General features: G+C 73.3%; 20 protein-coding genes. 16 read left to right on the plus strand and 4 right to left on the minus strand.

What is annotated here, in order from left to right:
• Positions 1 to 3: 3 nt before the first annotated feature.
• Positions 4 to 888 carry a succinate--CoA ligase subunit alpha gene (gene sucD / locus E2B92_RS29230; protein ID WP_126889189.1) on the plus strand — a complete coding sequence of 295 codons (885 nt, stop codon included), beginning with the start codon at positions 4 to 6 and terminating at the stop codon, positions 886 to 888.
• 167 nt (positions 889 to 1,055) lie between these two features.
• On the opposite strand, the gene E2B92_RS29235 is transcribed toward sucD, so the two are convergent.
• Positions 1,056 to 2,315 (minus strand): helix-turn-helix domain-containing protein, encoded by a 1,260-nt coding sequence (locus E2B92_RS29235; RefSeq protein ID WP_126889190.1) that lies wholly within the window; start codon positions 2,313 to 2,315, stop codon positions 1,056 to 1,058.
• A 116-nt stretch (positions 2,316 to 2,431) separates the two neighbouring features.
• Between E2B92_RS29235 and E2B92_RS29240 the strand changes: the two genes are divergently transcribed.
• A complete protein-coding gene (locus tag E2B92_RS29240) occupies positions 2,432 to 4,153 on the plus strand; it encodes a cell division protein PerM (RefSeq protein ID WP_200836989.1) in 1,722 nt (573 codons plus the stop codon).
• 6 nt (positions 4,154 to 4,159) lie between these two features.
• Here E2B92_RS29240 and E2B92_RS29245 read toward each other — a convergent pair whose 3' ends face one another.
• Entirely contained in the window at positions 4,160 to 4,969 is an 810-nt protein-coding gene (locus E2B92_RS29245) for a hypothetical protein (RefSeq protein ID WP_126886183.1), read from the minus strand.
• Positions 4,970 to 5,231: 262 nt separating this feature from the next.
• Between E2B92_RS29245 and purN the strand changes: the two genes are divergently transcribed.
• Together purN and purH are read left to right on the plus strand one after the other, a co-directional pair.
• Positions 5,232 to 5,849 carry a phosphoribosylglycinamide formyltransferase gene (purN, locus tag E2B92_RS29250; protein ID WP_126886184.1) on the plus strand — a complete coding sequence of 206 codons (618 nt, stop codon included), beginning with the start codon at positions 5,232 to 5,234 and terminating at the stop codon, positions 5,847 to 5,849.
• Positions 5,836 to 7,389 (plus strand): bifunctional phosphoribosylaminoimidazolecarboxamide formyltransferase/IMP cyclohydrolase, encoded by a 1,554-nt coding sequence (purH, locus tag E2B92_RS29255; RefSeq protein WP_126886186.1) that lies wholly within the window; start codon positions 5,836 to 5,838, stop codon positions 7,387 to 7,389. Before purN ends, purH begins: the two co-directional genes overlap by 14 nt.
• Positions 7,390 to 7,476: 87 nt before the next feature.
• Here the strand turns inward: purH and E2B92_RS29260 are convergent, their stop codons facing one another.
• Entirely contained in the window at positions 7,477 to 8,070 is a 594-nt protein-coding gene (locus E2B92_RS29260) for a hypothetical protein (protein WP_126886188.1), read from the minus strand.
• Between the two features lie 223 nt (positions 8,071 to 8,293).
• On the opposite strand from E2B92_RS29260, the gene E2B92_RS29265 reads away from it, so the two are divergent.
• The 5 genes from E2B92_RS29265 (at position 8,294) to E2B92_RS29285 (ending at position 13,775) form a co-directional block, all read left to right on the plus strand.
• Positions 8,294 to 9,157, plus strand: coding sequence for a bifunctional methylenetetrahydrofolate dehydrogenase/methenyltetrahydrofolate cyclohydrolase (locus E2B92_RS29265; RefSeq protein WP_126886190.1), 864 nt, complete (start codon positions 8,294 to 8,296; stop codon positions 9,155 to 9,157).
• Between the two features lie 23 nt (positions 9,158 to 9,180).
• A complete protein-coding gene (locus E2B92_RS29270; protein ID WP_126886192.1) occupies positions 9,181 to 9,849 on the plus strand; it encodes a DUF3017 domain-containing protein in 669 nt (222 codons plus the stop codon).
• Positions 9,850 to 9,949: 100 nt separating this feature from the next.
• The gene (locus E2B92_RS29275) at positions 9,950 to 11,170 is read left to right on the plus strand and encodes an NADP-dependent isocitrate dehydrogenase (RefSeq protein ID WP_126886194.1); all 1,221 of its coding nucleotides are present in this window, start codon (positions 9,950 to 9,952) and stop codon (positions 11,168 to 11,170) included.
• 383 nt (positions 11,171 to 11,553) lie between these two features.
• Positions 11,554 to 12,633 carry an XRE family transcriptional regulator gene (locus E2B92_RS29280; RefSeq protein WP_133087755.1) on the plus strand — a complete coding sequence of 360 codons (1,080 nt, stop codon included), beginning with the start codon at positions 11,554 to 11,556 and terminating at the stop codon, positions 12,631 to 12,633.
• A gap of 152 nt (positions 12,634 to 12,785) precedes the next feature.
• The gene (locus E2B92_RS29285) at positions 12,786 to 13,775 is read left to right on the plus strand and encodes a malate dehydrogenase (RefSeq protein WP_126886196.1); all 990 of its coding nucleotides are present in this window, start codon (positions 12,786 to 12,788) and stop codon (positions 13,773 to 13,775) included.
• Between the two features lie 12 nt (positions 13,776 to 13,787).
• On the opposite strand, the gene E2B92_RS29290 is transcribed toward E2B92_RS29285, so the two are convergent.
• Positions 13,788 to 14,981: an acyltransferase family protein gene (locus E2B92_RS29290; RefSeq protein WP_133087756.1), complete on the minus strand. Its 1,194-nt coding sequence runs from the start codon at positions 14,979 to 14,981 to the stop codon at positions 13,788 to 13,790.
• A gap of 106 nt (positions 14,982 to 15,087) precedes the next feature.
• On the opposite strand from E2B92_RS29290, the gene E2B92_RS29295 reads away from it, so the two are divergent.
• From E2B92_RS29295 to E2B92_RS29325, 7 genes are all read left to right on the plus strand, one after another.
• Entirely contained in the window at positions 15,088 to 15,342 is a 255-nt protein-coding gene (locus E2B92_RS29295; RefSeq protein ID WP_126886202.1) for a helix-turn-helix transcriptional regulator, read from the plus strand.
• Positions 15,339 to 15,872, plus strand: a complete 534-nt coding sequence (locus E2B92_RS29300) for a hypothetical protein (protein WP_235024029.1) — start codon at positions 15,339 to 15,341, stop codon at positions 15,870 to 15,872. The genes E2B92_RS29295 and E2B92_RS29300 overlap by 4 nt, the downstream gene beginning before the upstream one ends.
• A gap of 135 nt (positions 15,873 to 16,007) precedes the next feature.
• Positions 16,008 to 17,504: an aldehyde dehydrogenase family protein gene (locus E2B92_RS29305; protein ID WP_126886204.1), complete on the plus strand. Its 1,497-nt coding sequence runs from the start codon at positions 16,008 to 16,010 to the stop codon at positions 17,502 to 17,504.
• 21 nt (positions 17,505 to 17,525) lie between these two features.
• Entirely contained in the window at positions 17,526 to 19,052 is a 1,527-nt protein-coding gene (locus E2B92_RS29310) for a GMC family oxidoreductase (protein ID WP_126886206.1), read from the plus strand.
• Positions 19,049 to 20,107 carry a quaternary amine ABC transporter ATP-binding protein gene (locus E2B92_RS29315; protein ID WP_126886207.1) on the plus strand — a complete coding sequence of 353 codons (1,059 nt, stop codon included), beginning with the start codon at positions 19,049 to 19,051 and terminating at the stop codon, positions 20,105 to 20,107. Before E2B92_RS29310 ends, E2B92_RS29315 begins: the two co-directional genes overlap by 4 nt.
• Positions 20,104 to 22,008 (plus strand): ABC transporter permease subunit, encoded by a 1,905-nt coding sequence (locus E2B92_RS29320; RefSeq protein WP_126886209.1) that lies wholly within the window; start codon positions 20,104 to 20,106, stop codon positions 22,006 to 22,008. The genes E2B92_RS29315 and E2B92_RS29320 overlap by 4 nt, the downstream gene beginning before the upstream one ends.
• On the plus strand, positions 22,001 to 22,960 hold the full coding sequence (locus tag E2B92_RS29325) for an ABC transporter substrate-binding protein (RefSeq protein WP_399431754.1): 960 nt from the start codon (positions 22,001 to 22,003) through the stop codon (positions 22,958 to 22,960). The genes E2B92_RS29320 and E2B92_RS29325 overlap by 8 nt, the downstream gene beginning before the upstream one ends.
• Positions 22,961 to 22,965 lie beyond the last annotated feature (5 nt).

Raw genomic sequence — 22,965 nt, forward strand, 5'->3', positions numbered from 1 at the left:
ACCATGGCTATCTTCCTGACCAAGGAAAGCAAGGTCATCGTCCAGGGCATGACCGGTGCCACGGGCATGAAGCACACCAAGCTCATGCTGGGTGACGGCACCAACATCGTCGGTGGCGTGAACCCGCGCAAGGCGGGCACGACCGTCGACTTCGACGGCACCGAGGTCCCCGTCTTCGGTTCCGTCAAGGAAGCGATGGAGAAGACCGGCGCCGACGTCTCCGTCCTCTTCGTGCCGCCGGCCTTCGCCAAGGCCGCCGTCGTCGAGGCCATCGACGCCGAGATCCCGCTGGCCGTCGTGATCACCGAGGGCATCGCGGTCCACGACTCCGCCGCGTTCTACGCGTACGCGGTGGAGAAGGGCAACAAGACCCGGATCATCGGCCCGAACTGCCCCGGCCTGATCACCCCCGGCCAGTCCAACGCCGGCATCATCCCGGGCGACATCACCAAGCCCGGCCGGATCGGTCTCGTGTCCAAGTCCGGCACGCTGACGTACCAGATGATGTACGAGCTGCGCGACATCGGCTTCTCGTCCGCCGTCGGCATCGGTGGCGACCCGGTCATCGGCACCACCCACATCGACGCGCTCGCGGCCTTCGAGGCCGACCCCGAGACCGAGCTGATCGTGATGATCGGTGAGATCGGTGGCGACGCGGAGGAGCGGGCGGCCGACTTCATCAAGGCCAACGTCACCAAGCCGGTCGTCGGCTACGTCGCGGGCTTCACCGCCCCCGAGGGCAAGACGATGGGCCACGCCGGTGCGATCGTGTCCGGCTCGTCCGGCACCGCGCAGGCGAAGAAGGAGGCCCTCGAGGCCGCGGGCGTCAAGGTCGGCAAGACGCCGACCGAGACGGCCAAGCTGGCGCGCGCCATCCTCGCGGGCTGACCTCGGGCACAGCCGCACAGCCGCACAGCCGCACGGCCGACGGGCCCGTCACCGGACGAAAGTCCGGTGACGGGCCCGTCGTCGTGCGCGGCCGGCCATGCCCGTGGGCCGCTGTCGTCGTGCGCGGCCGGCCATGCCCGTGGGGCCCTTCCGCGTGCCGGGGCGCGTCAGTGGGCGTCCGGGACGAGGCGGGCGGGCCCGGTGACCGGCTCGGAGCGGAGGCGGTCGCGCAGGGCCTGGTCCTGGGCCGTCAGCCGCTGGGGGCCGCTGAGCACCGGAACGCCGCCGACCGCCTCGCCCGGTGCCAGCGGCGGGCGGTAGCTGGTCGGCGCGGTGGCCAGGGTGAACGCGGTCGCGCCGACGATCACCGCGGTCAGCCCGACGGCCGCCCGCGTCCAGAGCCTCGCCCGGCGTTCGCTGCCGCTGCGCACCGTCCTGGCGGGGGCGAGCACCATGGCGGGGCCCTTGGCGAGCAGCGAGGCCAGCCGTTGGTGGAGGACCGCCGGGTCGGCGAGCTCGGGAACCCGTTCGGCGAGGACCTCGCGGGCGTGCAGGACGCGGTTGCCGGCGGCCGGCGTGCTGGCCTCCGTCTCGGCCGCCGTCTCCGGCAGGTCCAGGCCGAGGCCGTCGTACAGCAGCAGCGTGCGGCGGTACGCGGGCGGCAGCTCCAGCAGCGCGCCCCGCAGCGCCTGGGCGGCGCGGTCGGTGGCGGGGGCGTCGGGGTGCCGGTACGAGCGGCGCAGCCGGTGCCAGGGGGACAGGGCGTACTCGTGCGTCGCCGCCCTCACCCAACCGGCCGGGTCCCGGTCGACCGCTACCTCCGGCCATCGCTCCCAGGCCAGGTGGAAGGCGTACTCGACGGCCTCGCGGGAGAGCCGGCGCCGCCCGGTGAGCAGGTAGGCCTGCTGGACGAGGCCGGGAGCGGCGTACGCGTACAGCGCGTCGAACGCGTCGGCGGGCGCGGCGACGGTCCCGTCCGCGGTCCCGCTCCCGGCCGGAGCCCCGTTGCCACCGCCGGCCGGAGCCCCGCTCCCACCGCCGGCCGGAGTTCCGGTCCCGCTCCCGCTCTTTGTCGCGGTCCCACGTCCGGTCCCGGTCCCGGTGTCGCGAGGCGGCGGCTCGGAGCCCGCCGCCGGGGCCGGCTGCCCGGCTCGTGCGGCCGGTCGCGGCCCGCGCCCGGGGTCTTGCGACGGCTCACGGGGCGGGCTCTCCGGGTCGGCGGCGCCCAGGAGCCTCGCGTACAGCTCGCGCTTGCGCCCGCGCGGGGCGGTGCGCCCGGTCTCCCAGGAGCGCACGGTCGCGCGGGTGACGCCGACGAGCTGGGCGAGCTGTTCCTCCGTCATGGACATCGCCTCGCGCAGCCGGCGCCGCTCCTTGGGGGACGGCAGCGGGGGCGCGGAACGCGTGGTCGTCGTGGTCCGGGTCATGGCCGGACCCCGGCAGGGCTGCACTCGACGAAAAAGTACATAACCGTATATTGCGCGCCACACCGGCCATTCTCCCGTTACGTGGATCAAGCGCGTGTCGTTGGCAGCATGGCGCCGTGACCGAAGCGACCGATCACCCGCCGGCCCTCGTCCAGGGCGGCCGGAGCGCCGCGCTGGCCGGAGCATGTGTGCGCGGCGCGCTCGCCGCCGGGCTCGGACTCGGCTCCCTCACCGTCCTGGTGATGGTGATGTGGATCAGCTCCCCGTACCCCGACAGCGGCCCCGCCGGCGCCCTGCACGTCGCCGCCGGGGTCTGGCTGCTCGCCCACGGCGTGGAACTGCTGCGCCCCGCCACCCTCTCCGGCACCCCCGCGCCCGTCGGCCTCGTCCCGCTGCTGCTCGTGGCCCTGCCGGTCTGGCTCGTGTACCGGACCGCGCGGGACGCCGCCGAGCCCACGGCACCCGCACGTCCCCGCCCCCCGGCGGCCGGCGCGGTGGCCGCCGTGACGGGGGGCTACCTGCTGGTGGCCGCCGCGGCCGTGGGCTACGCGGCGGGCGGGCCGCTGCCCGCCGGGCCCCTGGGCGCGGCGCTCCACGTGCCGCCGCTCGTCGGGCTCGCCGCGGCCGCCGGGGTGTGGACCGCCCACGGCAGGCCGTCCGGGCCGCTGCCGGGGTGGGTGCCGGAGCGCGTCCGGGTCGGGCTCGCCCGCTCCCGGACGGCGGTCGCGGTGCGCGCGGCGGGCATCGGGCTCGGCGTGCTGGTGGGCGGGGGAGCGGTGCTGGTCGCGGTGTCGCTGGTGTGGCACGCGGGTGCGGCGCGCGAGTCGCTGCTGGGTCTGTCCGGAGTCTGGTCGGGGCGGAGCGCGCTGCTGCTGCTGTCGCTCGGACTCGCGCCGAACGCGGCGGTGTGGGGCGCGGCGTACGGGCTCGGGCCCGGTTTCCTGCTGGGTACGGGAGCGACGGCGACCCCGCTCGGGGTGACCGGGGCCGGCGGGCTGCCGCCCTTTCCGCTGCTGGCCGCCGTACCGGGTGACGGGCCGGGCGGCTGGGTGAACTGGACGGCCGCGGTGGTGCCGGTGGCGGCGGGCGCGGCGGTCGGGTGGTTCTGCGGGGGACGCGTGCGCGGCGCCGCGGCGGGCGGCGCCGGGACGCCGGGCCCCGGGACGGAGGGCTCGGGGGAGCGGGGGCCGGGGCTGTGGGACGTGGCCGTGGCGGCGCTGCTGGCGGCGGCGCTCGTCGGGGCGGCGGTCGCGGTGCTGGCGGCGGCCGCGGGCGGGCCGCTGGGGACCGGGCGCCTGGCGGTGTTCGGCCCGGTGTGGTGGCGGGTGGGCGCGGCGGCGGTGGCGTGGACGGCGGGGCTCGGGGTGCCGGTGGCGCTGGCGCTCCGGGCGTGGCGGCGGCGGGGCGAGAGCGTGGCGGCGCGGATGCCGGAGCCGGCGTCGCCGCCTTCACCGGTGCCGGTCCAGGCCGCTGCCGCGCCCGCGGGGCCGGCCGCCGGGGAGCGCCCCGCGCCGGAGGACGACCCCGGGGACCCGGCCTTCGAGCCGTACGGCTTCCTCCCGGCCGCCTGGGAGGACCCCTCGGCCCGCGAGGCCCGCTGGACGGCGCTCAAGGAAGCCTCGGGCGGCCTCATGGCGGCCTTCCCGCCCGCCGCCCCGGCCCCCGCTCCTGCGGAGCCGGAGCCGGAGCCGGCCGACGGGACCGAGGCGACCGAGGGAACCGAGGGGACCGAGGGGACCGACAAGGCCGCCGAGGACCGCGCGGACCCCGGTAGTGCCGGCCCGCCCGCTCCCGGCGCCGGCCCGCCCGCTCCCGACCCCGGCCGGCCCGTGACCTGAGGCCGCCTACTCCTTGACGCCGAAGACGTCGCGCAGGGGCTCGGGGAGCATCTCGTTGCAGGAGATCTGGCCCGTCTTGGTCAGCGCGTCGTCCACGCACGCGTAGTAGTCGCGGTAGACGACCTGGATGGTGAAGGTCGCCGCCACGATCATCAGGGCCAGCGCCGCCGTGACCAGGCCGCTCACCGCGGCGGTGATCTGCGGGCGGCCGGAACCGGGCCGCGGGCCCGCCGGGCCGCCCGCGGTGCCGCCGGGCGCGGCACCGGACGGCGCGCCCGCCGTGACCGGCTGGGCGGCGGCGGAGCGGGGCTTGCCGCGGAGTGAGCTGATGCCCCAGTACAGCGCCAGGGCGCCCAGCAGCAGGCCGATCTCCGGGAAGTCGAAGATCGCGAAGAAGAACGCCCACATGCCCGACAGCAGCGCGTACCGCGCCCGGCGCTGCGCCGGGTCGGTCGGGTCCCAGCGAAGGTTCGGCGCCTCGGGGCCGCCCTGGCCCTGGCCGCCGCCCTGCCGGGTGTCGACCGGGCGGTTGCCGAAGCCGCCGGAGGAGCGCCCCGGCTGCCGCGGGCTCCACTGGCTGCCCCAGGCCGGGCGCTCCCGGTCGGGGGAACCGTCCGCCGGTCCGCCGGAACCCCGGGAGCCGTCGGAACCCTCGCCGCCGTCACCGTCACCGTGATCGGGTCGGCGCGGCTGCCAGGGCTGGTCCGGCCTGCCCTCCGGCGGCGGCGCGAACGGGTTGTTCTCGTCCCTGGGCTCCGTGGACTGGCGTTCCCGCGGCAGGAGGTGGATGGCCGTGCGGCGGCGTCGGTCCGGCATGTGGTGAACGTCTTCCCCTCAGACCCCGGGACCGGCGCGACAGCGCGGGCGGGGGTCTCCTGTCGTCGTGTCCGTCCGTTCGGGGACGGCCCTGCGTCAGACGCTACCCCCCGGCCCCGCCCCCGTCCCGTGGGGGCGGCTCGGTGTGCCGGTATCGTTGCTGACGGTCGGCTCCTTCGTAGAGTTCCCCGTATCGAGGGGCCCGATTCATTCGTACGACCACACAAAGCACCGCACCAAGCAACGCGAAAAGGGTTTCCCCGTGGCTGCCGCCCGCCTCGTCGTCCTGGTCTCCGGATCGGGCACGAACCTCCAAGCTCTGCTCGACGCCATCGGTGATGATCCCCAGGGCTTCGGGGCCGAAATCGTCGCCGTGGGCGCCGACCGCGACGGCATCGCCGGTCTGGAGCGGGCCGGCCGCGCCGGGCTGCCCACCTTCGTGTGCCGGGTCAAGGACCATGCCACGCGGGACGAGTGGGACCACGCGCTCACCGAGGCGACCGCCGCGTACGCGCCGGATCTCGTCGTCTCGGCCGGGTTCATGAAGATCCTCGGGAAGGAATTCCTGTCCCGCTTCGGCGGCCGGATCGTCAATACGCACCCGGCCCTGCTGCCCAGTTTTCCCGGTGCCCACGGAGTGCGGGACGCGCTCGCGCACGGCGTGAAGGTCACCGGATGCACCGTCCACTTCGTCGACGACGGCGTCGACACCGGCCCGATCATCGCCCAGGGCGTGGTCGAGGTCCGGGACGAGGACGACGAAGCCGCTCTCCATGAGCGCATCAAGGAAGTCGAGCGCTCGCTGCTCGTCGAGGTCGTGGGGCGCCTGGCCCGGCACGGCTACCGCATTGAGGGACGAAAGGTTCATGTCGGTGAATAAGCCCATCCGTCGCGCGTTGATCAGTGTCTACGACAAGACGGGGCTGGAAGAGCTCGCCCGAGGGCTGCACGAGAACGGCGTCGAGCTGGTCTCCACCGGTTCCACCGCCGCGAGGATCGCCGCGGCCGGCGTCCCGGTCACCAAGGTCGAGGAGCTGACCGGCTTCCCCGAGTGCCTGGACGGCCGCGTCAAGACGCTGCACCCGCGCGTGCACGCCGGAATCCTCGCCGACCTGCGCCTGGACGCGCACCGCGAGCAGCTCGCGGAACTGGGCGTGGAGCCGTTCGAGCTGGTCGTCGTGAACCTGTACCCGTTCCGCGAGACGGTCGCCTCCGGCGCCACCGCCGACGAGTGCGTCGAGCAGATCGACATCGGCGGCCCCTCCATGGTCCGCGCCGCCGCCAAGAACCACCCCTCCGTCGCGGTCGTCACCTCCCCGGCCCGGTACGCCGACGTCCTCGACGCCGTCAAGGCGGGCGGCTTCGACCTGACCGCCCGCAAGCGGCTGGCCGCCGAGGCGTTCCAGCACACCGCCGCGTACGACGTCGCGGTCGCCTCCTGGTTCGCCGACGACTACGCCGCCGCCGACGACAGCGGCTTCCCCGACTTCCTGGGCCACACCTACGAGCGGCAGAACGTGCTGCGCTACGGCGAGAACCCGCACCAGGGCGCCGCGCTGTACGTGGACGGCACGGGCGGCCTGGCGCAGGCGGAACAGCTCCACGGCAAGGAGATGTCGTACAACAACTACACGGACACCGACGCCGCGCGCCGGGCCGCGTACGACCACGACGAGCCGTGCGTCGCGATCATCAAGCACGCCAACCCGTGCGGCATCGCGGTCGGCGCCGATGTCGCCGAGGCGCACCGCAAGGCCCACGCCTGCGACCCGCTGTCCGCCTTCGGCGGCGTGATCGCGGTCAACCGCCCGGTCTCCGTCGCGATGGCCGAGCAGGTCGCCGAGATCTTCACCGAGGTCATCGTCGCCCCCGGGTACGAGGACGGCGCGGTCGAGGTCCTGGCCCGGAAGAAGAACATCCGTGTGCTGCGCGCCGAGGGCGCGCCCGCGAACCCCGTCGAGGTCAAGCCGATCGACGGCGGCGCGCTGCTCCAGGTCACCGACCGCCTCCAGGCCGGTGGCGACGACCCGGCCAACTGGACCCTCGCCACCGGTGAGGCGCTCTCCCCGGCCGAGCTGGCCGAGCTGGCCTTCGCCTGGAAGGCCTGCCGGGCCGTCAAGTCCAACGCCATCCTGCTCGCCAAGGACGGTGCGAGCGTCGGCGTCGGCATGGGCCAGGTCAACCGCGTCGACTCCGCCAAGCTCGCCGTGGAGCGCGCGGGCGAGGAGCGCGCCCGTGGCGCGTACGCCGCGTCCGACGCGTTCTTCCCGTTCCCCGACGGGCTGGAGATCCTCACCGCGGCGGGCGTCAAGGCCGTGGTGCAGCCGGGCGGTTCGGTCCGTGACGAGCAGGTCGTCGAGGCGGCGAAGAAGGCGGGCGTGACGATGTACTTCACGGGCACGCGCCACTTCTTCCACTGACCCGTACGGCAGACCCGTACGACAGCCGAAGGCCGTAACCCCCGCCGCGAGGCGGGGGTTACGGCCTTCGTGCGTGACGCGCGCGTATCAGTATCGCGGGCGGTTGAACCAGGCGGTGGCGCTGCTGTTGACCATGGAGGCCAGGATGATGCCGCCGATGGCCAGACCGATGATGCCGCCGACCGCCGCGCTGGCCGTGCCGTTGGCGAAGTTGCCCAGGCTCAGCAGGATGAACAGCGCGGAGTAGACGATGGTGGCCACCCGGACACCGCTGCCGCCCTTGGAGAACTTGGCGCCCAGGATGATCGCCCACACGGCGAAGGCGAGCAGGATCAGGACGATGACGAAGCCCAGACCGGCGAAGACGCTGGCCTCCTCGCCGACGCCGGCCGAGTTGGCGACGTCCTGCGCGGCCGCGATCGCGATGGCGGCGATGATGCCGCCGATGATCTGGAGGCCGGCGACGATGAAGAGCAGCACGCGCGCCGTCTGCATCAGGCCCGGCATCGTCATCGGCGCGCCGCCCGGGTAGCCACCGCCGTACGCCGGCGGGGGCGGCGGGGCGGCCGGGTAGCCGTAACCCGGCTGCTGGGGCTGGCCCTGCTGGGGGTAGCCGTAGCCGGGCTGCTGGGGCTGGCCCTGGGGCTGGCCGTAAGGATTGTTCGGGTCGCCGAAGCTCATGGCGGGTTTCCTCCGTTGTCGTGCGGGGACGGCGCGGCCCGCGCGGAGGAACTTCACGTACTTTTGAGCGGTTTGCCCCCCGGCACTGCCCGCGGCACTGCGCGGATCATCGTCGTCGTACCGTCGACTTTTTGTCCAGTCGGATAACCGGGGTGTTGTGCAAGTGCAACCTCCGGCGGCCACGAATTGGAACCGGGACGGGGTCATCCGCGAGGATGGGCCCATGACCGCCCAGATTCTCGATGGCAAGGCCACCGCCGCCGCGATCAAGTCCGACCTGACCGCCCGCGTGGCGGACCTCAAGGCCCAGGGCATCGTGCCCGGCCTCGGCACCATCCTGGTCGGCGACGACCCGGGCAGCCAGAAGTACGTCGCGGGCAAGCACCGCGACTGCGCACAGGTCGGCATCGCCTCCATCCAGCGCGAACTGCCCGCCACCGCCACCCAGGACGAGATCGAGGCGGTCGTCCGCGAGCTGAACGAGGACCCGGCCTGCACCGGCTACATCGTGCAGCTCCCGCTGCCCAAGGGCATCGACGAGAACCGCATCCTCGAGCTGATGGACCCGGCCAAGGACGCCGACGGGCTGCACCCGATGAACCTCGGGCGCCTCGTCCTCAACGAGCCCGCCCCGCTGCCCTGCACCCCGAACGGCATCATCACGCTGCTGCGCGCCCACGGCGTCGAGATCAGCGGCGCGGAGGTCGTGGTCGTCGGCCGCGGCACCACCATCGGGCGCCCGATGCCGCTGCTGCTGACCCGCAAGTCCGAGAACGCGACGGTCACGCAGTGCCACACCGGTACGCGGGACCTCGCCGCCCACCTGCGGCGCGCGGACATCATCGTGGCCGCGGCGGGCGTGCCGCACCTGATCAAGCCCGACCACGTCAAGCCCGGCGCGGCCGTCCTGGACGTGGGCGTCAGCCGCGACGAGAGCGGCAAGATCATGGGCGATGTGCACCCGGGCGTCAACGAGGTCGCCGGATGGCGCGCCCCGAACCCCGGTGGCGTCGGCCCGATGACGCGGGCGCAGCTCCTGGTCAACGTCGTCGAGGCGGCCGAGCGCGCCGCCGCCGCCGCGAGCTGAGCCGGACCGGGAAGGGACGACCCATGGGCGTACGGGCGAACGACGACTCCGCCACCCCGGCCGGGCCCGCCGCGGCCGGGTCCCCGACGGGCGTTCCGCCGGCCGGCGAGACGGCCGGCGAGACGGCCGGGCGCCCGTCCGGCGCGCCCACGCCCGGCTCCGCCCCGGGCGCCGGGCGCACCGCCCCCGGCGCCCGCCCCGCGGCACCCGCCACCGACGCCGACGGCACCCCCGGGGACGTGACCACCGACGCCGCCCCCGCTCCCGCCCCCGACGAGGCGCCGCGCCCCGTGCGGGCGTCGCGGCGGCCGCCGACCGTGACGCGGGACACCGCGCGGCCCGAGGGCGGCGGGCGGGCCGCCCCGGGGGACGCGCCGGCGCCCGCGCGCCAGTGGCCGTTGCTCACCGTGCTCGGGCTGACCGCGCTCGGGCTGCTGGTCGTCGGGTTCGACCCGTTCCCGCAGGCGCCCCGGATCGGGGCCATGCTCATCGGCGCCGCCCTGCTCACCGGGGCCGCGATGCGGCGTGCCCTGCCGTCCGTGGGGATGCTCGCCGTCCGGTCGCGGTTCACCGACATGGCCGCGTACGGCGTGCTCGGCGCCAGCATCGTGCTGCTGGCGCTGATGACCCAGCCCGACCCCTGGCTGGAGATCCCGTTCCTGGAGGACGCCGTCCGGTTCGCGGTGCGCTAGGCGGCCCGGCCGCACCGCGCGTCGGGCGGCCGGGTGCGTTCGCGCGATCTACCTTGACGACGAGACATGTCGTCGTCGCGCGAGAGGGACGTACCGCCTCATGTCCAAGATCAAGGTAGCCAACCCCGTCGTCGAGCTCGACGGCGACGAGATGACCCGCATCATCTGGCAGTTCATCAAGGACCGGCTGATCCTGCCGTACCTCGATGCCGACCTGAAGTACTTCGACCTGGGCATCCAGAACCGCGACGCCACGCGCGACCGGGTGACCGTCGAGGCCGCCGACGCCGTCAGGGAGTACGGCGTCGGAGTCAAGTGCGCCACGATCACGCCGGACGAGGCGCGCGTGGAGGAGTTCAACCTCAAGGCGATGTACCGCTCGCCGAACGCCACCCTCCGCACCGCGCTCGGCGGCGTGATCTTCCGCGAGCCGGTCATCATGGAGAACGTGCCGCGGTCCGTCCCCAACTGGACGCGGCCCATCGTCGTCGGCCGCCACGCCTTCGGCGACCAGTACCGGGCCACCGACCTCAAGGTCCCCGGCCCCGGCACGCTCACCCTGACGTACACGCCGAGGGACGGCTCCGACCCGGTCGAGCTGGAGGTGTACGACTTCCCCGGCGCGGGTGTCGCGCTGGCGATGTACAACCTCGACGAGTCGATCCGCGACTTCGCCCGCGCGTCCTTCCGGTACGGCCTGACCCGGGGCTACCCGGTCTACCTGTCCACCAAGAACACCGTCCTGAAGAAGTACGACGGGCGCTTCAAGGACCTCTTCCAGGAGGTCTTCGACACCGAGTTCAAGCCCCGGTTCGACGCGGCGGGCCTGACCTACGAGCACCGGCTCATCGACGACATGGTCGCCTCGGCCCTGAAGTGGGAGGGCGGCTACGTCTGGGCGTGCAAGAACTACGACGGCGACGTGCAGGCCGACGCCGTGGCGCGCGGGTTCGGCTCGCCCGGCCTGATGACGTCGGTGCTGATGTCCCCCGACGGCCGGACCGTCCTGGCGGAGGCCGCGCACGGCACGGTCACCCGCCACTACCGCCGTCACCAGCAGGGCCGGTCGACCTCCACGAACCCGATCGCCTCCGTGTTCGCCTGGACCCGGGGCCTGGCGCACCGGGGTGAGCTGGACGGGACGCCGGAGGTGGCCGGGTTCGCGCGGGCGCTGGAGGAGGTCTGCGTGGAGACGGTCGAGGGCGGTCAGATGACCGAGGACCTGGCCCGGCTGATCTCCCCCGAGCACCCGTGGCTGACCACGGAGCAGTTCCTGGACGTCCTCGACACCGGACTGCAGAAACGGATGCTCGCGATGTGACGCGCGATGTGAGCCGCGTCATGCGGGTCCCGGCGCCCATCCTCTCCCCCGAGCAGGACGGGCGCCGTGACCTGCCATAAGAGCGTCATGCACGCGCCAACCGGGATCAAGGTCTGTCCGGGGCCTGTGGCACGGAGGTGACCATTCCGGCATGGTGTGATCGACCCGCAACGGATGCGAAACTGGGGCGGCACTCAGGACAGGGGCGCGTAAGGGGGCACGCCCGTGTTCCGGATGCGCCCGTGCGCCCCCGTCTCAGGAACTGTCATCCTGGCTCCGCGCATCCCTCCCGGTGGACACCTTCGGTGGAGCCGGGAGGCGCCGGGGGGCTCGCAGCGCGGGGAGCACGTCATGCACATACACGGGGGGACAAGGGGGAGGCTATGCCTCGTTGGAAGGCGCTACCGGAGGAGCTCGACCCTCAGGTCAAGGAGTTCGCGAGTCAGCTCCGCCGGCTGGTGGATCGCAGCGGCCTCAGCATCGCCGCGGTCGCCGACCGCACCGGCTACAGCAAGACGTCGTGGGAGCGCTATCTGAACGGGCGGCTCCTCGCGCCCAAGGGGGCGATCGTGGCGCTGGCCGAGGTCACCGGGACGAACCCGGTGCACCTCACCACCATGTGGGAGCTCGCGGAGCGCGCCTGGAGCCGTGCCGAGATGCGCCACGACATGACGATGGAGGCCATACGGATCTCGCAGGCGCGCGCCGCGCTCGGCGAGTTCGGCGGCACCGCCGGCCCCGGCGCGGACGGCTCGTCGCGGGTCAAGGCCGCGCCGGGTCCCGACCGGGGCACGGGCGGCCCGGCCGCCGCACGGCCGTCCGTCATACCGCCCGACGGTGGCCCCAACGGGCCGGCCCGCCGGGGCCCGGCGGCGGCACCCACGCCCCCGCCCGCCTCCGCCTCCGCCCCCGCGCGCGGCGGCCGCAGCGGCGCGCCGGGCGGCGCCCAGGGCGGCGGCAAGCGCAAGGCGACCCTGTTCCTGGTGGGCGTCGTCGGCGCCCTGCTGGTGATAGCCGCGGCGGTCCTGCTGACCGACCTGGGCGGTTCCGACGACCCCGCGCCGGCGAAGAACGTCGCCCAGTCGCCCTCGGCCACGCCCAGCACCGGCGGCTCGAAGACGCTGCCCGCCGGGGTGAAGTGCAGCGGCGACGACTGCACCGGCCAGGACCCGGAGGCCATGGGCTGCGGCGGCGAGTACGCCACGACGACGGCCTCCGCGACGGTCGGCACGAGCAAGGTCGAGGTCCGCTACAGCAAGACGTGCGGGGCGGCCTGGGCCCGTATCACCGAGGCGGTGGCCGGTGACACGGTCTCGATCAGTGCGGGCGGCGCCACGGAGAACGGCGCGGTGAAGATCGACAAGGACGCGTACACGCCGATGGTCGCGGCGGCCGACGGTACCGAGCCGAAGGCCTGCGCCACGCTGGCGACCGGGGTGAAGGGCTGCACGGACGAGCAGTGAGCCGGGACACAAGGGGGCGGCGGTTGAGGGGGGTCCGGGTCGGATAGCCTGACCGCTGGATATCTCTTCACGTCGAGACACCGATCGATCAGGAAGGATGTCCAGCACCAGGGGCAGGGACCCCCACCGCCAGTCGTCTTACGGAGATCGCCATGACCCGCACTCCCGTGAATGTCACCGTGACCGGCGCGGCCGGCCAGATCGGTTACGCGCTGCTCTTCCGCATCGCCTCCGGCCACCTGCTCGGCGCGGACGTGCCGGTCAAGCTGCGCCTCCTGGAGATCCCGCAGGGCCTCAAGGCCGCCGAGGGCACCGCCATGGAGCTCGACGACTGCGCCTTCCCGCTGCTGCGCGGCATCGAGATCACCGATGACCCGAACGTGGCCTTCGACGGCGCGAACGTCGCCCTGCTCGTGGGCGCCCGCCCGCGCACCAAGGGCATGGAGCGCGGTGACCTGCTGGAGGCCAACGGCGGTATCTTCAAGCCGCAGGGCAAGGCCATCAACGACAACGCCGCGGACGACATCAAGGTGCTCGTCGTCGGCAACCCGGCCAACACCAACGCGCTCATCGCGCAGGCCGCCGCCCCGGACGTACCGGCCGAGCGCTTCACCGCGATGACCCGTCTGGACCACAACCGCGCGATCTCGCAGCTCGCGGCGAAGACCGGTGCCGCCGTCTCGGACATCAAGCGCCTGACGATCTGGGGCAACCACTCCGCCACGCAGTACCCGGACATCTTCCACGCGGAGATCGCCGGCAAGAACGCCGCCGAGGTCGTGGGCGACCAGCAGTGGCTGGCCGACACCTTCATCCCGACCGTCGCCAAGCGCGGCGCCGCCATCATCGAGGCCCGTGGCGCCTCGTCGGCCGCCTCCGCCGCGAACGCCGCGATCGACCACGTCCACACCTGGGTCAACGGCACCGCCGAGGGCGACTGGACCTCCATGGGCATCCCGTCGGACGGCTCCTACGGCGTCCCGGAGGGCCTGATCTCCTCCTTCCCCGTCACCTGCAAGAACGGCACGTACGAGATCGTCCAGGGCCTGGACATCAACGAGTTCTCCCGCGAGCGCATCGACGCCTCGGTGCAGGAGCTCGCCGACGAGCGCGACGCGGTCCGCGGCCTGGGCCTGATCTGACGCGACGAAACCTCACCGCCCCCGGTAGCTCTCCCGCTGCCGGGGGCGCGGTGTCTCCGCGGCCGCGCCGGTGCCCAGGTACGGGCGGCGAAGCCGCAGGAAGGGCAGTTCGATGGCGTGGTACGTCACGAACGACACCGCGACCGTCAGCGGCAGCGCCACCAGCAGCGTGACCAGGAACGCCGACCACACCGGCGGCAGCCCGCCGGGGAGGTGGTCGGAGCCGTACTCGCCGATCACCGTGAGCACCATGAAGTGCGTGAGGTAGACCGAGAAGCTCACCTCCCCGAGCCGCGCCACCGCCCGCGACAGCCACCCGCCGGTTCCCCCGCCGGCCCCGCGTGCGGCCCCGCCCCCGCCCGCGGTGCCCGCCCCGGCGACGTACACCGCCACCACCAGCGCCCACACCGTGCCCTCCGCCGCGCTCCAGGCGAGCTTCAGCGGGCTGTCGGAGACGAACCCGTGGACCTGGTTGAACGACCAGAGCAGGCCCAGCGCCACGGCGGCGGCGAGCGGGGGCAGCCACCGGGCCCGCAGCCGGTCGCCGTGGTGGACGTACACCCAGGCGGCCAGCATCCCGAGCAGGAACTGGTCGATCCGCCCGGCCAGGCCCAGGTACAGCGACGCCGTGTGCGGTTCGGGCGCCGGGCTGCTGAGCCACACCAGCGCCCGCAGCAGTGACACCGCCGCCAGCAGCCGCAGCAGGGCGCCGGGCCCGCGCTCGGCGAGCAGCCGGACCAGCAGCGGGAAGACCAGGTAGAACTGCATCTCCACGCACAGCGTCCAGAAGACGCCCCCGTACGGCTGCGTCGGCGTCGCGAACGTCAGGATGCGCACGAGGTCCTGGAACGTGGGCATGGAGACCTGGGTGGCCAGGCCGAGGACGGCGACGGCCAGGTAGAGCGGGTAGATCCGCAGCAGCCGGTTGGTGAGGAAGCGCCTGTACCGGATCGGTCTGCCGTACGCGCCGACGGTGAAGATGAAGCCGGACAGGACCATGAACAGGGCCACGCCCGTGTGGCCCTCGAAGACGAGCGTGGCGGCCGGGTTGGCCGAGTAGAGCCAGTCCGTCGCGGGGACGAAGCGGCGGCCCTCGATGCGCGCGCTCAGCAACTGGCACCCGTGGTAGAGCACGACGAGCACGGCGGCGACGGCCCGCAGGTGGTCCACGGAGGCCAGGTAGACGCGGTCGTCGCTGCTGCGCATGGACGCACCCTAGGTCCGCCCGGGCACCCCGCCGGGGAGCGACGCCCGCACCGGTCATCCATTCGGATCATTGCGAAAGTACTCATGAATGTAGTACTTCTTATACATGAGCGAGCAGGTACACAACAGGCTGGCCGTGGTGAGGGCGGAGCGGAAGGTGTCGCGCCAGGCACTGGCGGACGCGCTCGGCGTCCACTACCAGACCATCGGCTACATCGAGCGGGGCCAGTACAACCCGAGCCTCGACCTGGCTCTGAAGGCGGCCCGGTACTTCGGGCTGCCGGTGGAGGCACTGTTCTCGCTGGAGCCGTTCCAGCCGCTCACCGACGAGATCTACGGGGCACACGGGAGGAAGCAGTGACCATCACCGCGACGCGCAACGACCGGCGCATGTACATGATCATGAACCGGGACGCCGGGGCCGCCATGTACGCCACCGCCGCGCGGCGGCGCACGGCCGTCGCCGCGCACATCGCGCTGACCGCGGCGACGGTGGCGGGCTGGCTCGGGGCCGTCCACGGCGTCTCCGTCTGGTACGCGGTCGCGATCCTCGTCCTCGTCGCGCCCTGGTCGGTGGCGATGGGCGTCCTCAACGGCGCCACGCGGGGGCTGCTCCAGTTGCGCGGCCACATGCTGGACGAGCGTCAGCTCGTGGAGCGCGACCGGGTCCGGGCGATCGCCCACCGGATCACCCTGGGACTGCTCTTCGCCGGGGCGGCCGGAGTGGGGCTCGCCACCTGGCTCGGCGGCGTCCGTTTCGACGGCGCGCTGCTGTTCCCGGCACTGTTCGCGCTGCTGGTCACGCACTGGCTGCTGCCCTCGTGGGTGGCCTGCCTGCGGGTGCAGGACGACGCCCCCGACGAGGTGGACGAGGCGCCGCACGGCCACTGAGCGCGACGCCCCGGCTACCCCGGCCGGGAGTGAGCAAACCCACTTTCGCGCATGCTTTCCGTTCCCCGGGGCAGGGACCCGGGTCGCCGACCACCGTCGGTGACGAAAAGATCGGGAACGGAAGGCAAACGCGACGTGTCGGACCAACAGACCATCCACGTGGGCGGGGAGTGGCGGGCAGCCGCCAACGGCGCCACACGCGAGATCCTCGACCCCGCCGACGCCACGACCCTCGCGGTCGTCGCGGAGGGCGGGCTCGAGGACACCGACGCCGCCGTCGCCGCCGCCCGCGCCGCGTTCGACCAGGGCCCCTGGCCCCGCACCCCGGTGGCCGAGCGGGCCGCGCTGCTGCGGCGCGTCGCCGACCTGCTCCAGCGGGACCGCGAGGAGATCGGCCTGCTGGAGAGCCGCGACGCCGGAAAGACCCTGGAAGAGGGCCGCGTCGACGTCGACTGCGTCACCGACGCCTTCCGCTACTTCGCCGACCTCGTGATGAACGAGAGCGGCGGGCGGGTCGTCGACGCCGGATCACCCGACATCCACAGCGTCGTCGTCCACGAACCCGTCGGCGTCTGCGCGCTGATCACCCCCTGGAACTACCCCCTCCTCCAGGCCAGTTGGAAGATCGCCCCGGCCCTGGCGGCGGGCAACACCTTCGTGATCAAGCCCAGCGAGATCACCCCCCTCACCACCGTCGCCCTCATCCGGCTCCTGACGGAGGCCGGGCTGCCCGCCGGCGTGGCCAACCTCGTCACCGGCCCGGGCGACCCCGTCGGCGCCCGCATGTCCGAACACCCCGACGTGGACCTGGTGTCCTTCACCGGCGGACTCGTCAGCGGTACGAAGGTGATGCGCGCCGCCGCCGACAGCGTCAAGAAGGTCGCCCTCGAACTGGGCGGCAAGAACCCCAACGTCGTCTTCGCCGACGCCTGCGCCACCGACGAGGGCTTCGACACCGCCGTCGACCAAGCGCTCAACGCCGCGTTCATCCACAGCGGCCAGGTCTGCTCCGCCGGCTCCCGCCTCATCGTCGAGGAGTCCCTGCGCGAGCGGTTCGTCGCCGAACTCGCCCGCCGCGCCGAGAGGATCCGCATCGGCCGGGGCACCGAGAAGGGCGTCGAGTGCGGCCCCCTCGTCTCCGCCCAGCAGCTCGCCCGCACCGAGGAGTACGTCGCCTCCGCCCTCGCCGAGGGCGCCGTCCTGCGCGCCGGCGGCGAGCGCCCCACCGGACCGGCGTACGGGGACGGCTACTTCTACCGCCCCACCGTCCTCGACCGCTGCGACCGCTCCATGCGCGTCGTCCGCGAAGAGGTCTTCGGCCCGGTCCTCACCGTCGAGACCTTCCGCACCGAGGACGAGGCCGTCGCGCTCGCCAACGACACCGAGTACGGCCTGGCCGGCGGCGTCTGGTCCGCCGACCCCGGCCGTGCCCGCCGCGTCGCCGGACGGCTGCGCCACGGCACCGTCTGGATCAACGACTTCCACCCCTACCTGCCGCAGGCGGAGTGGGGCGGATTCGGCAAGAGCGGCATCGGCCGCGAACTGGGCCCCGCCGGGCTCGCCGAATACCGCGAGACCAAGCACGTCTATCAGAACCTCGCCCCGCGCCCCGTGCGCTGGTTCGCGGGCTGAGCCGGAAACAGGGAACCCACCATGTCCGACACCGTGTACGACTACGTCATCGTCGGCGGCGGCACCGCCGGCAGCGTCATCGCCCACCGGCTCAGCGCCGACCCCGGCGTCACCGTCGCCGTCATCGAGGGCGGCCCCTCCGACGTCGACCGCCCCGACGTCCTGACCCTGCGCCGCTGGATGGGCCTGCTCGGCGGCGACCTCGACTACGACTACCCCACCACCGAGCAGCCGCGCGGCAACTCCCACATCCGCCACAGCCGCGCCCGCGTCCTCGGCGGCTGCTCGTCGCACAACACGCTGATCTCCTTCAAGCCGCTGCCCTCCGACTGGGACGAGTGGGAGGAGGCCGGGGCCGACGGCTGGAACGCCACCGCCATGGACCCGTACTTCGACAAGCTCCTCAACAACATCGTCTCCGTCGACGAGAAGGACCGGAACGCCATCGCCCGCGACTTCGTCGACGCCGCCCAGGCCGCGCTCGGCGTCCCGCGCGTCGAGGGCTTCAACAAGAAGCCGTTCCACGAGGGCGTCGGGTTCTTCGACCTGGCCTACCACCCGGAGAACAACAAGCGCTCGTCCGCCTCCGTCGCGTACCTCCACCCCGTCATGGACGAACGCCCCAACCTCCACCTGATGCTGGAGACCTGGGCGTACAAGCTCCGGCTCGACGGCACGAGGGCGACCGGCGTCCACGTCCGCGCCAAGGACGGGACCGAGCGGCTCGTCACCGCCCGGCGCGAGGTCCTCCTCTGCGCGGGAGCCGTGGACACGCCCCGGCTGCTGCTGCACTCCGGCATCGGCCCCCGGGAGGACCTCGAGAAGCTGGGCATCCCGGTCGTCCACGACCTGCCGGGCGTCGGCGAGAACCTGCTCGACCACCCCGAGTCGGTCATCGTCTGGGAGACGAACGGGCCCATCCCGGAGAACTCCGCCATGGACAGCGACGCCGGTCTCTTCGTGCGCCGCGACCCCGCGTCCAAGGGACCGGACCTGATGTTCCACTTCTACCAGATACCGTTCACCGACAACCCCGAGCGGCTGGGCTACGAACGCCCCGCGCACGGCGTGTCGATGACGCCGAACATCCCCAAGCCGCGCAGCCGCGGCCGCCTCTACCTCACCAGCGCCGACCCCGAGGTCAAGCCCGCCCTCGACTTCCGGTACTTCACCGACGAGGACGACTACGACGGCCGGACCCTCGTGGACGGCATCCGCATCGCCCGCGAGATCGCCAAGGCCGAGCCGCTCGCCGGCTGGCTCAAGCGCGAGGTCTGCCCCGGCCCCGAGGTGACCGGCGACGAGGAGCTCAGCGAGTACGCCCGCAAGGTCGCGCACACCGTGTACCACCCCGCCGGCACCTGCCGCATGGGCGCCGTCGACGACGAACAGGCCGTCGTGGGACCCGACCTGACGATCCGCGGGCTCGACGGCATCCGCATCGCCGACGCGTCCGTCTTCCCGACCATGCCCGCCGTCAACCCGATGATCGGGGTGCTGATGGTCGGCGAAAAAGCCGCCGAACTGCTGGGAGGTGGTGCCCGATGAGTACGGCACCGGTCGACACGACACCCGTCTTCTCCGTCGAGAACCTGTGGAAGGTCTTCGGCCCCAAGGCCGACCGGGTACCCGGCTCGGACCTCGCCGGACTGCCCGCCGCCGAACTGCGCGAGCGCACCGGCTGCACCGCCGCCGTCCGGGACGTCTCCTTCGACGTCCGCAAGGGCGAGGTGTTCGTCGTCATGGGCCTGTCCGGCTCCGGCAAGTCCACCCTCGTGCGCTGCCTGACCCGGCTCATCGAGCCGACCTCCGGCACCGTCGCCATCGACGGCGAGGACATCCTGTCCATGGACAAGGCCCGGCTGCGTGAACTGCGCCGCCACCGCGCCGCCATGGTCTTCCAGCACTTCGGCCTGCTGCCCCACCGCTCGGTCGTCGACAACGTCGCCTACGGGCTGGAGATCCAGGGCATGAGCCGCGCCGAGCGGCGCGCCAGGGCCGCCGAGGTCGTCGCCAAGGTCGGCCTGGAGGGCATGGAGGACCGCAAACCCGGCCAGCTCTCCGGCGGCCAGCAGCAGCGCGTCGGCCTCGCCCGCGCACTGGCCGTCGACCCCGAAGTACTGCTGTTCGACGAGCCGTTCAGCGCGCTCGACCCGCTGATCCGGCGCGACATGCAGGAGGAGGTCGTCCGGCTCCACCGCGAGGAGGGCCGCACGATGATCTTCATCACCCATGACCTCAACGAGGCGCTGCGCCTCGGCGACCGCATCGCCCTGATGCGCGACGGCCGCATCGTGCAGTGCGGCACGCCCGAGGAGATCGTCGGCTCGCCCGCCGACGACTACGTACGCGACTTCGTGCGGGACGTGCCGCGCGAGCAGGTCATCACCGTACGCACCGCCATGCGGCCGCCCTGCGACGGCGACGCCGACTCCGGCCCGGCCGTCACCCCCGGCGCGACCGTCTCCGAGGCCATCGAGGCGGTCGCCCGCAGCGGCGGCCCGGTGCGCGTCGTCGACTCCGGCCGCTGCGTGGGCGTCGTGGACCACGAGGGGCTGCTGTCCGTCGTTGCGGGCGTCCCCGTGGGGAAGGCGGCGGCATGACCGCAGCCGTCACCGCCCCCGCCCAGCCGCGCCTGCCGGCCGTCGCCCGCAGGTACTGGCCGCTGGCCGCCGCCCTGGCCCTCGTGCCGCTCGGGCTCCTCCTGGCCGGCGGCGGAAGCTGGCCCGCCGCGCTCGAAGCCGACCTGTCCGGGCCGCTCGGCTCCGCCAGCGACTGGATCGTCGACAACCGCGACAGCCACCCGCTGTTCCTCTACTTCTTCGGGCACGTCAGCAACGCCGTCGTCCTGTCCGTGCGCGGCGTCTACCTGGTGCTCCTCGCCGCCGGATGGGCCGGAGTCACCGCCGCCGCCGGGCTGATCGCCTGGCGGGTGGCGGGCGTGCGCCTCGCGCTCACCGCCGTCGCCTCGTTCGCCGTGTGCGGGCTGCTCGGCATGTGGGTGCCCACCATGCAGACCCTCGCCCTGATGGTCGTCGCGGTGGCCGCGTCCGTCGCGCTGGGCGCCCTGCTCGGCCTCGCCGCCGGGCTGTCGGACCGCACGTACCGGGCGCTGCGGCCCGTCCTCGACACCATGCAGGTGCTGCCCGCGTTCGCCTACCTGCTCCCCGTCGTCCTGGTCTTCGGCATCGGCGTCCCCGCCGCCGTCCTCGCGACCGTCGTCTACGCCGCCCCGCCCATGGCACGCCTCACCGCGCTCGGCCTGCGCGGCGCCGACCCGGGCGTCCTGGAGGCCTCCGCCTCCCTGGGCGCGACGGGCACGCAGCGGCTGCTGACCGCCCGGCTGCCGCTCGCGCGCAAGGAACTCCTCCTCGGCGTCAACCAGTCGATCATGATGGCCCTGTCGATGGCGGTCATCGCGTCCGTCATCGGCGCCGGCGGCCTCGGCGACCGGGTCTACCAGGCGCTCGCCTCCGTCGACGTGGGCGCCGCCCTCGCCGCCGGCATCCCCATCGTGCTGCTCGCCGTGGTGCTGGACCGCACGGCCACCGGCGCGCGCGCCGTGCGCGGCCGGGACTGGGCGGCCTGCGCGGTCGCCGTGGTGGCCGCCGCCGTGACCGGCCGGCTCATCGGCGGGGACACCTGGCCCGCGGCCTGGCACGTCGGCATCGCCGACCCGGTCAACCGGGCCGTCGACTGGATGACCGCCCACCTCTACTCGGGCGTCCCCGTCATCGGCGGCACCGCCGACTGGGCGGCCCACTTCACCGGCTGGGTCCTCGACCCCGTACGGGACGGGCTCCAGGCGCTGCCCTGGTGGTCGCTGCTGCTGGTCGTCGGTGTGCTGGCGCTGCTCGTCGGCACCTGGCGCACCGCGCTGACCGCCGTCGCCGCCATGGCCGCCATCGGCGTGCTGGGCGTGTGGGACGCGTCCCTCGACACGCTCTCGCAGGTCCTGGCCGCCGTCGCGGTCACACTCGTGCTGGGGTTCGCCATCGCCGTGGCGGCGGCCCGCAGCGCCCGGGTGGAGCGCTGCCTGCGCCCGGTCCTGGACGTCTTCCAGACCATGCCGCAGTTCGTGTACCTGATCCCCGTGGTCGCCCTTTTCGGCGTGGGCCGCGCCCCGGCGGTCGCCGCCGCCGTGGTGTACGCCCTGCCCGCCGTCGTCCGCATCACCACCCAGGGCCTCAGGAACGTCGACCCGGTCGCGATGGAGTCCGCCCGCTCGCTGGGCGCCACGGGTCGGCAGCAACTGCTCCAGGTCCAGCTCCCGCTGGCCCGGCCCGCCCTGCTGCTGGCCGTCAACCAGGCGGTCGTCCTCGTCCTCGCCGTCGTCATCATCGGCGGCCTGGTCGGCGGTGGCGCCCTCGGTTACGACGTCGTCTTCGGCCTCGCCCAGGGCGACCTGGCGACCGGCCTGGTCGCCGGCGCCGCCATCGTCTGCCTGGGCCTGATGCTCGACCGGGTCACCCAGCCCACCGGAAAGGAGGCCGAGCGTGCGTAAGCGCATCCTGGCCCCCCTGTTCGCGGCAGTGACCCTGCTGCCCCTGACCGCCTGCGGCGCCGCCGACATGACCAGGCAGGCGTCCCCGTACGCCGCCGCCCAGGGCGCGAAGACGGTCACCCTGTCGCTCCAGTCCTGGGTGGGAGCCCAGGCCAACGTGGCCGTGGCCAAGTACCTGCTCGAGCACGAGCTGGGCTACCGCGTCGACACCGTCCAGGTCGACGAGGTCCCCGCCTGGGACGCCCTCAGCCAGGGCCGGGTGGACGCCCTCATGGAGGACTGGGGCCACCCGGAGCAGGAGCAGCGGTACGTCGAGGACAAGAAGACCATCGCCCGCGGCGGGGACCTGGGCGTGACCGGCCACATCGGCTGGTTCGTCCCCACGTACTTCGCCGAGAAGCACCCGGACGTCACCGACTGGAAGAACCTCAACAAGTACGCGGACCAGTTCCGCACGGCGGAGAGCGGCGGCAAGGGCCAGCTCATGGACGGCTCGCCGTCCTACGTCACCAACGACAAGGCGCTGGTGAAGAACCTCGGCCTGGACTACAAGGTCGTCTTCGCCGGCTCCGAGGCGGCGCAGATCACCCAGATCAAGCAGTTCGCCAAGGAGAAGAAGCCCTTCCTGACGTACTGGTACAAGCCGCAGTGGCTGTTCGAGAAGGTGCCGATGACGGAGGTGAAGCTGCCCGCCTACAAGGAGGGCTGCGACGCCGACCCCGAGAAGGTCGCCTGTGCCTACCCGCACACCCCGCTCCAGAAGTTCCTCAACGCCGACTTCGCGAAGAAGGGCGGGAAGGCGGCCGCCTTCCTGAAGAACTTCCGCTGGACGACCGAGGCGCAGAACGACGTCGCGCTGATGATCGCCGAGCAGAAGCTCGCGCCCGAGGAGGCGGCCGAGAAGTGGGTCGAGGCCAACGAGTCGACGTGGCGGGCCTGGCTGCCGAAGTAGGGCGG

Source organism: Streptomyces sp. WAC05374 (assembly GCF_004353505.1).
Lineage (GTDB): Bacteria > Actinomycetota > Actinomycetes > Streptomycetales > Streptomycetaceae > Streptomyces.

Excerpts from the sequence above, each read along its gene's own strand:
- E2B92_RS29235 (WP_126889190.1), bottom strand. The coding sequence starts at position 2,315 with ATGACCCGGACCACGACGACCACGCGTTCCGCGCCCCCGCTGCCGTCC.
- E2B92_RS29295 (WP_126886202.1), top strand. The coding sequence starts at position 15,088 with ATGAGCGAGCAGGTACACAACAGGCTGGCCGTGGTGAGGGCGGAGCGG.
- E2B92_RS29265 (WP_126886190.1), top strand. The coding sequence starts at position 8,294 with ATGACCGCCCAGATTCTCGATGGCAAGGCCACCGCCGCCGCGATCAAG.
- E2B92_RS29290 (WP_133087756.1), bottom strand. The coding sequence starts at position 14,981 with ATGCGCAGCAGCGACGACCGCGTCTACCTGGCCTCCGTGGACCACCTG.
- purH (WP_126886186.1), top strand. The coding sequence starts at position 5,836 with ATGTCGGTGAATAAGCCCATCCGTCGCGCGTTGATCAGTGTCTACGAC.
- E2B92_RS29260 (WP_126886188.1), bottom strand. The coding sequence starts at position 8,070 with ATGAGCTTCGGCGACCCGAACAATCCTTACGGCCAGCCCCAGGGCCAG.
- E2B92_RS29275 (WP_126886194.1), top strand. The coding sequence starts at position 9,950 with ATGTCCAAGATCAAGGTAGCCAACCCCGTCGTCGAGCTCGACGGCGAC.
- E2B92_RS29280 (WP_133087755.1), top strand. The coding sequence starts at position 11,554 with ATGCCTCGTTGGAAGGCGCTACCGGAGGAGCTCGACCCTCAGGTCAAG.
- E2B92_RS29315 (WP_126886207.1), top strand. The coding sequence starts at position 19,049 with ATGAGTACGGCACCGGTCGACACGACACCCGTCTTCTCCGTCGAGAAC.
- E2B92_RS29285 (WP_126886196.1), top strand. The coding sequence starts at position 12,786 with ATGACCCGCACTCCCGTGAATGTCACCGTGACCGGCGCGGCCGGCCAG.
- sucD (WP_126889189.1), top strand. The coding sequence starts at position 4 with ATGGCTATCTTCCTGACCAAGGAAAGCAAGGTCATCGTCCAGGGCATG.
- E2B92_RS29320 (WP_126886209.1), top strand. The coding sequence starts at position 20,104 with ATGACCGCAGCCGTCACCGCCCCCGCCCAGCCGCGCCTGCCGGCCGTC.
- E2B92_RS29270 (WP_126886192.1), top strand. The coding sequence starts at position 9,181 with ATGGGCGTACGGGCGAACGACGACTCCGCCACCCCGGCCGGGCCCGCC.
- E2B92_RS29310 (WP_126886206.1), top strand. The coding sequence starts at position 17,526 with ATGTCCGACACCGTGTACGACTACGTCATCGTCGGCGGCGGCACCGCC.
- E2B92_RS29245 (WP_126886183.1), bottom strand. The coding sequence starts at position 4,969 with ATGCCGGACCGACGCCGCCGCACGGCCATCCACCTCCTGCCGCGGGAA.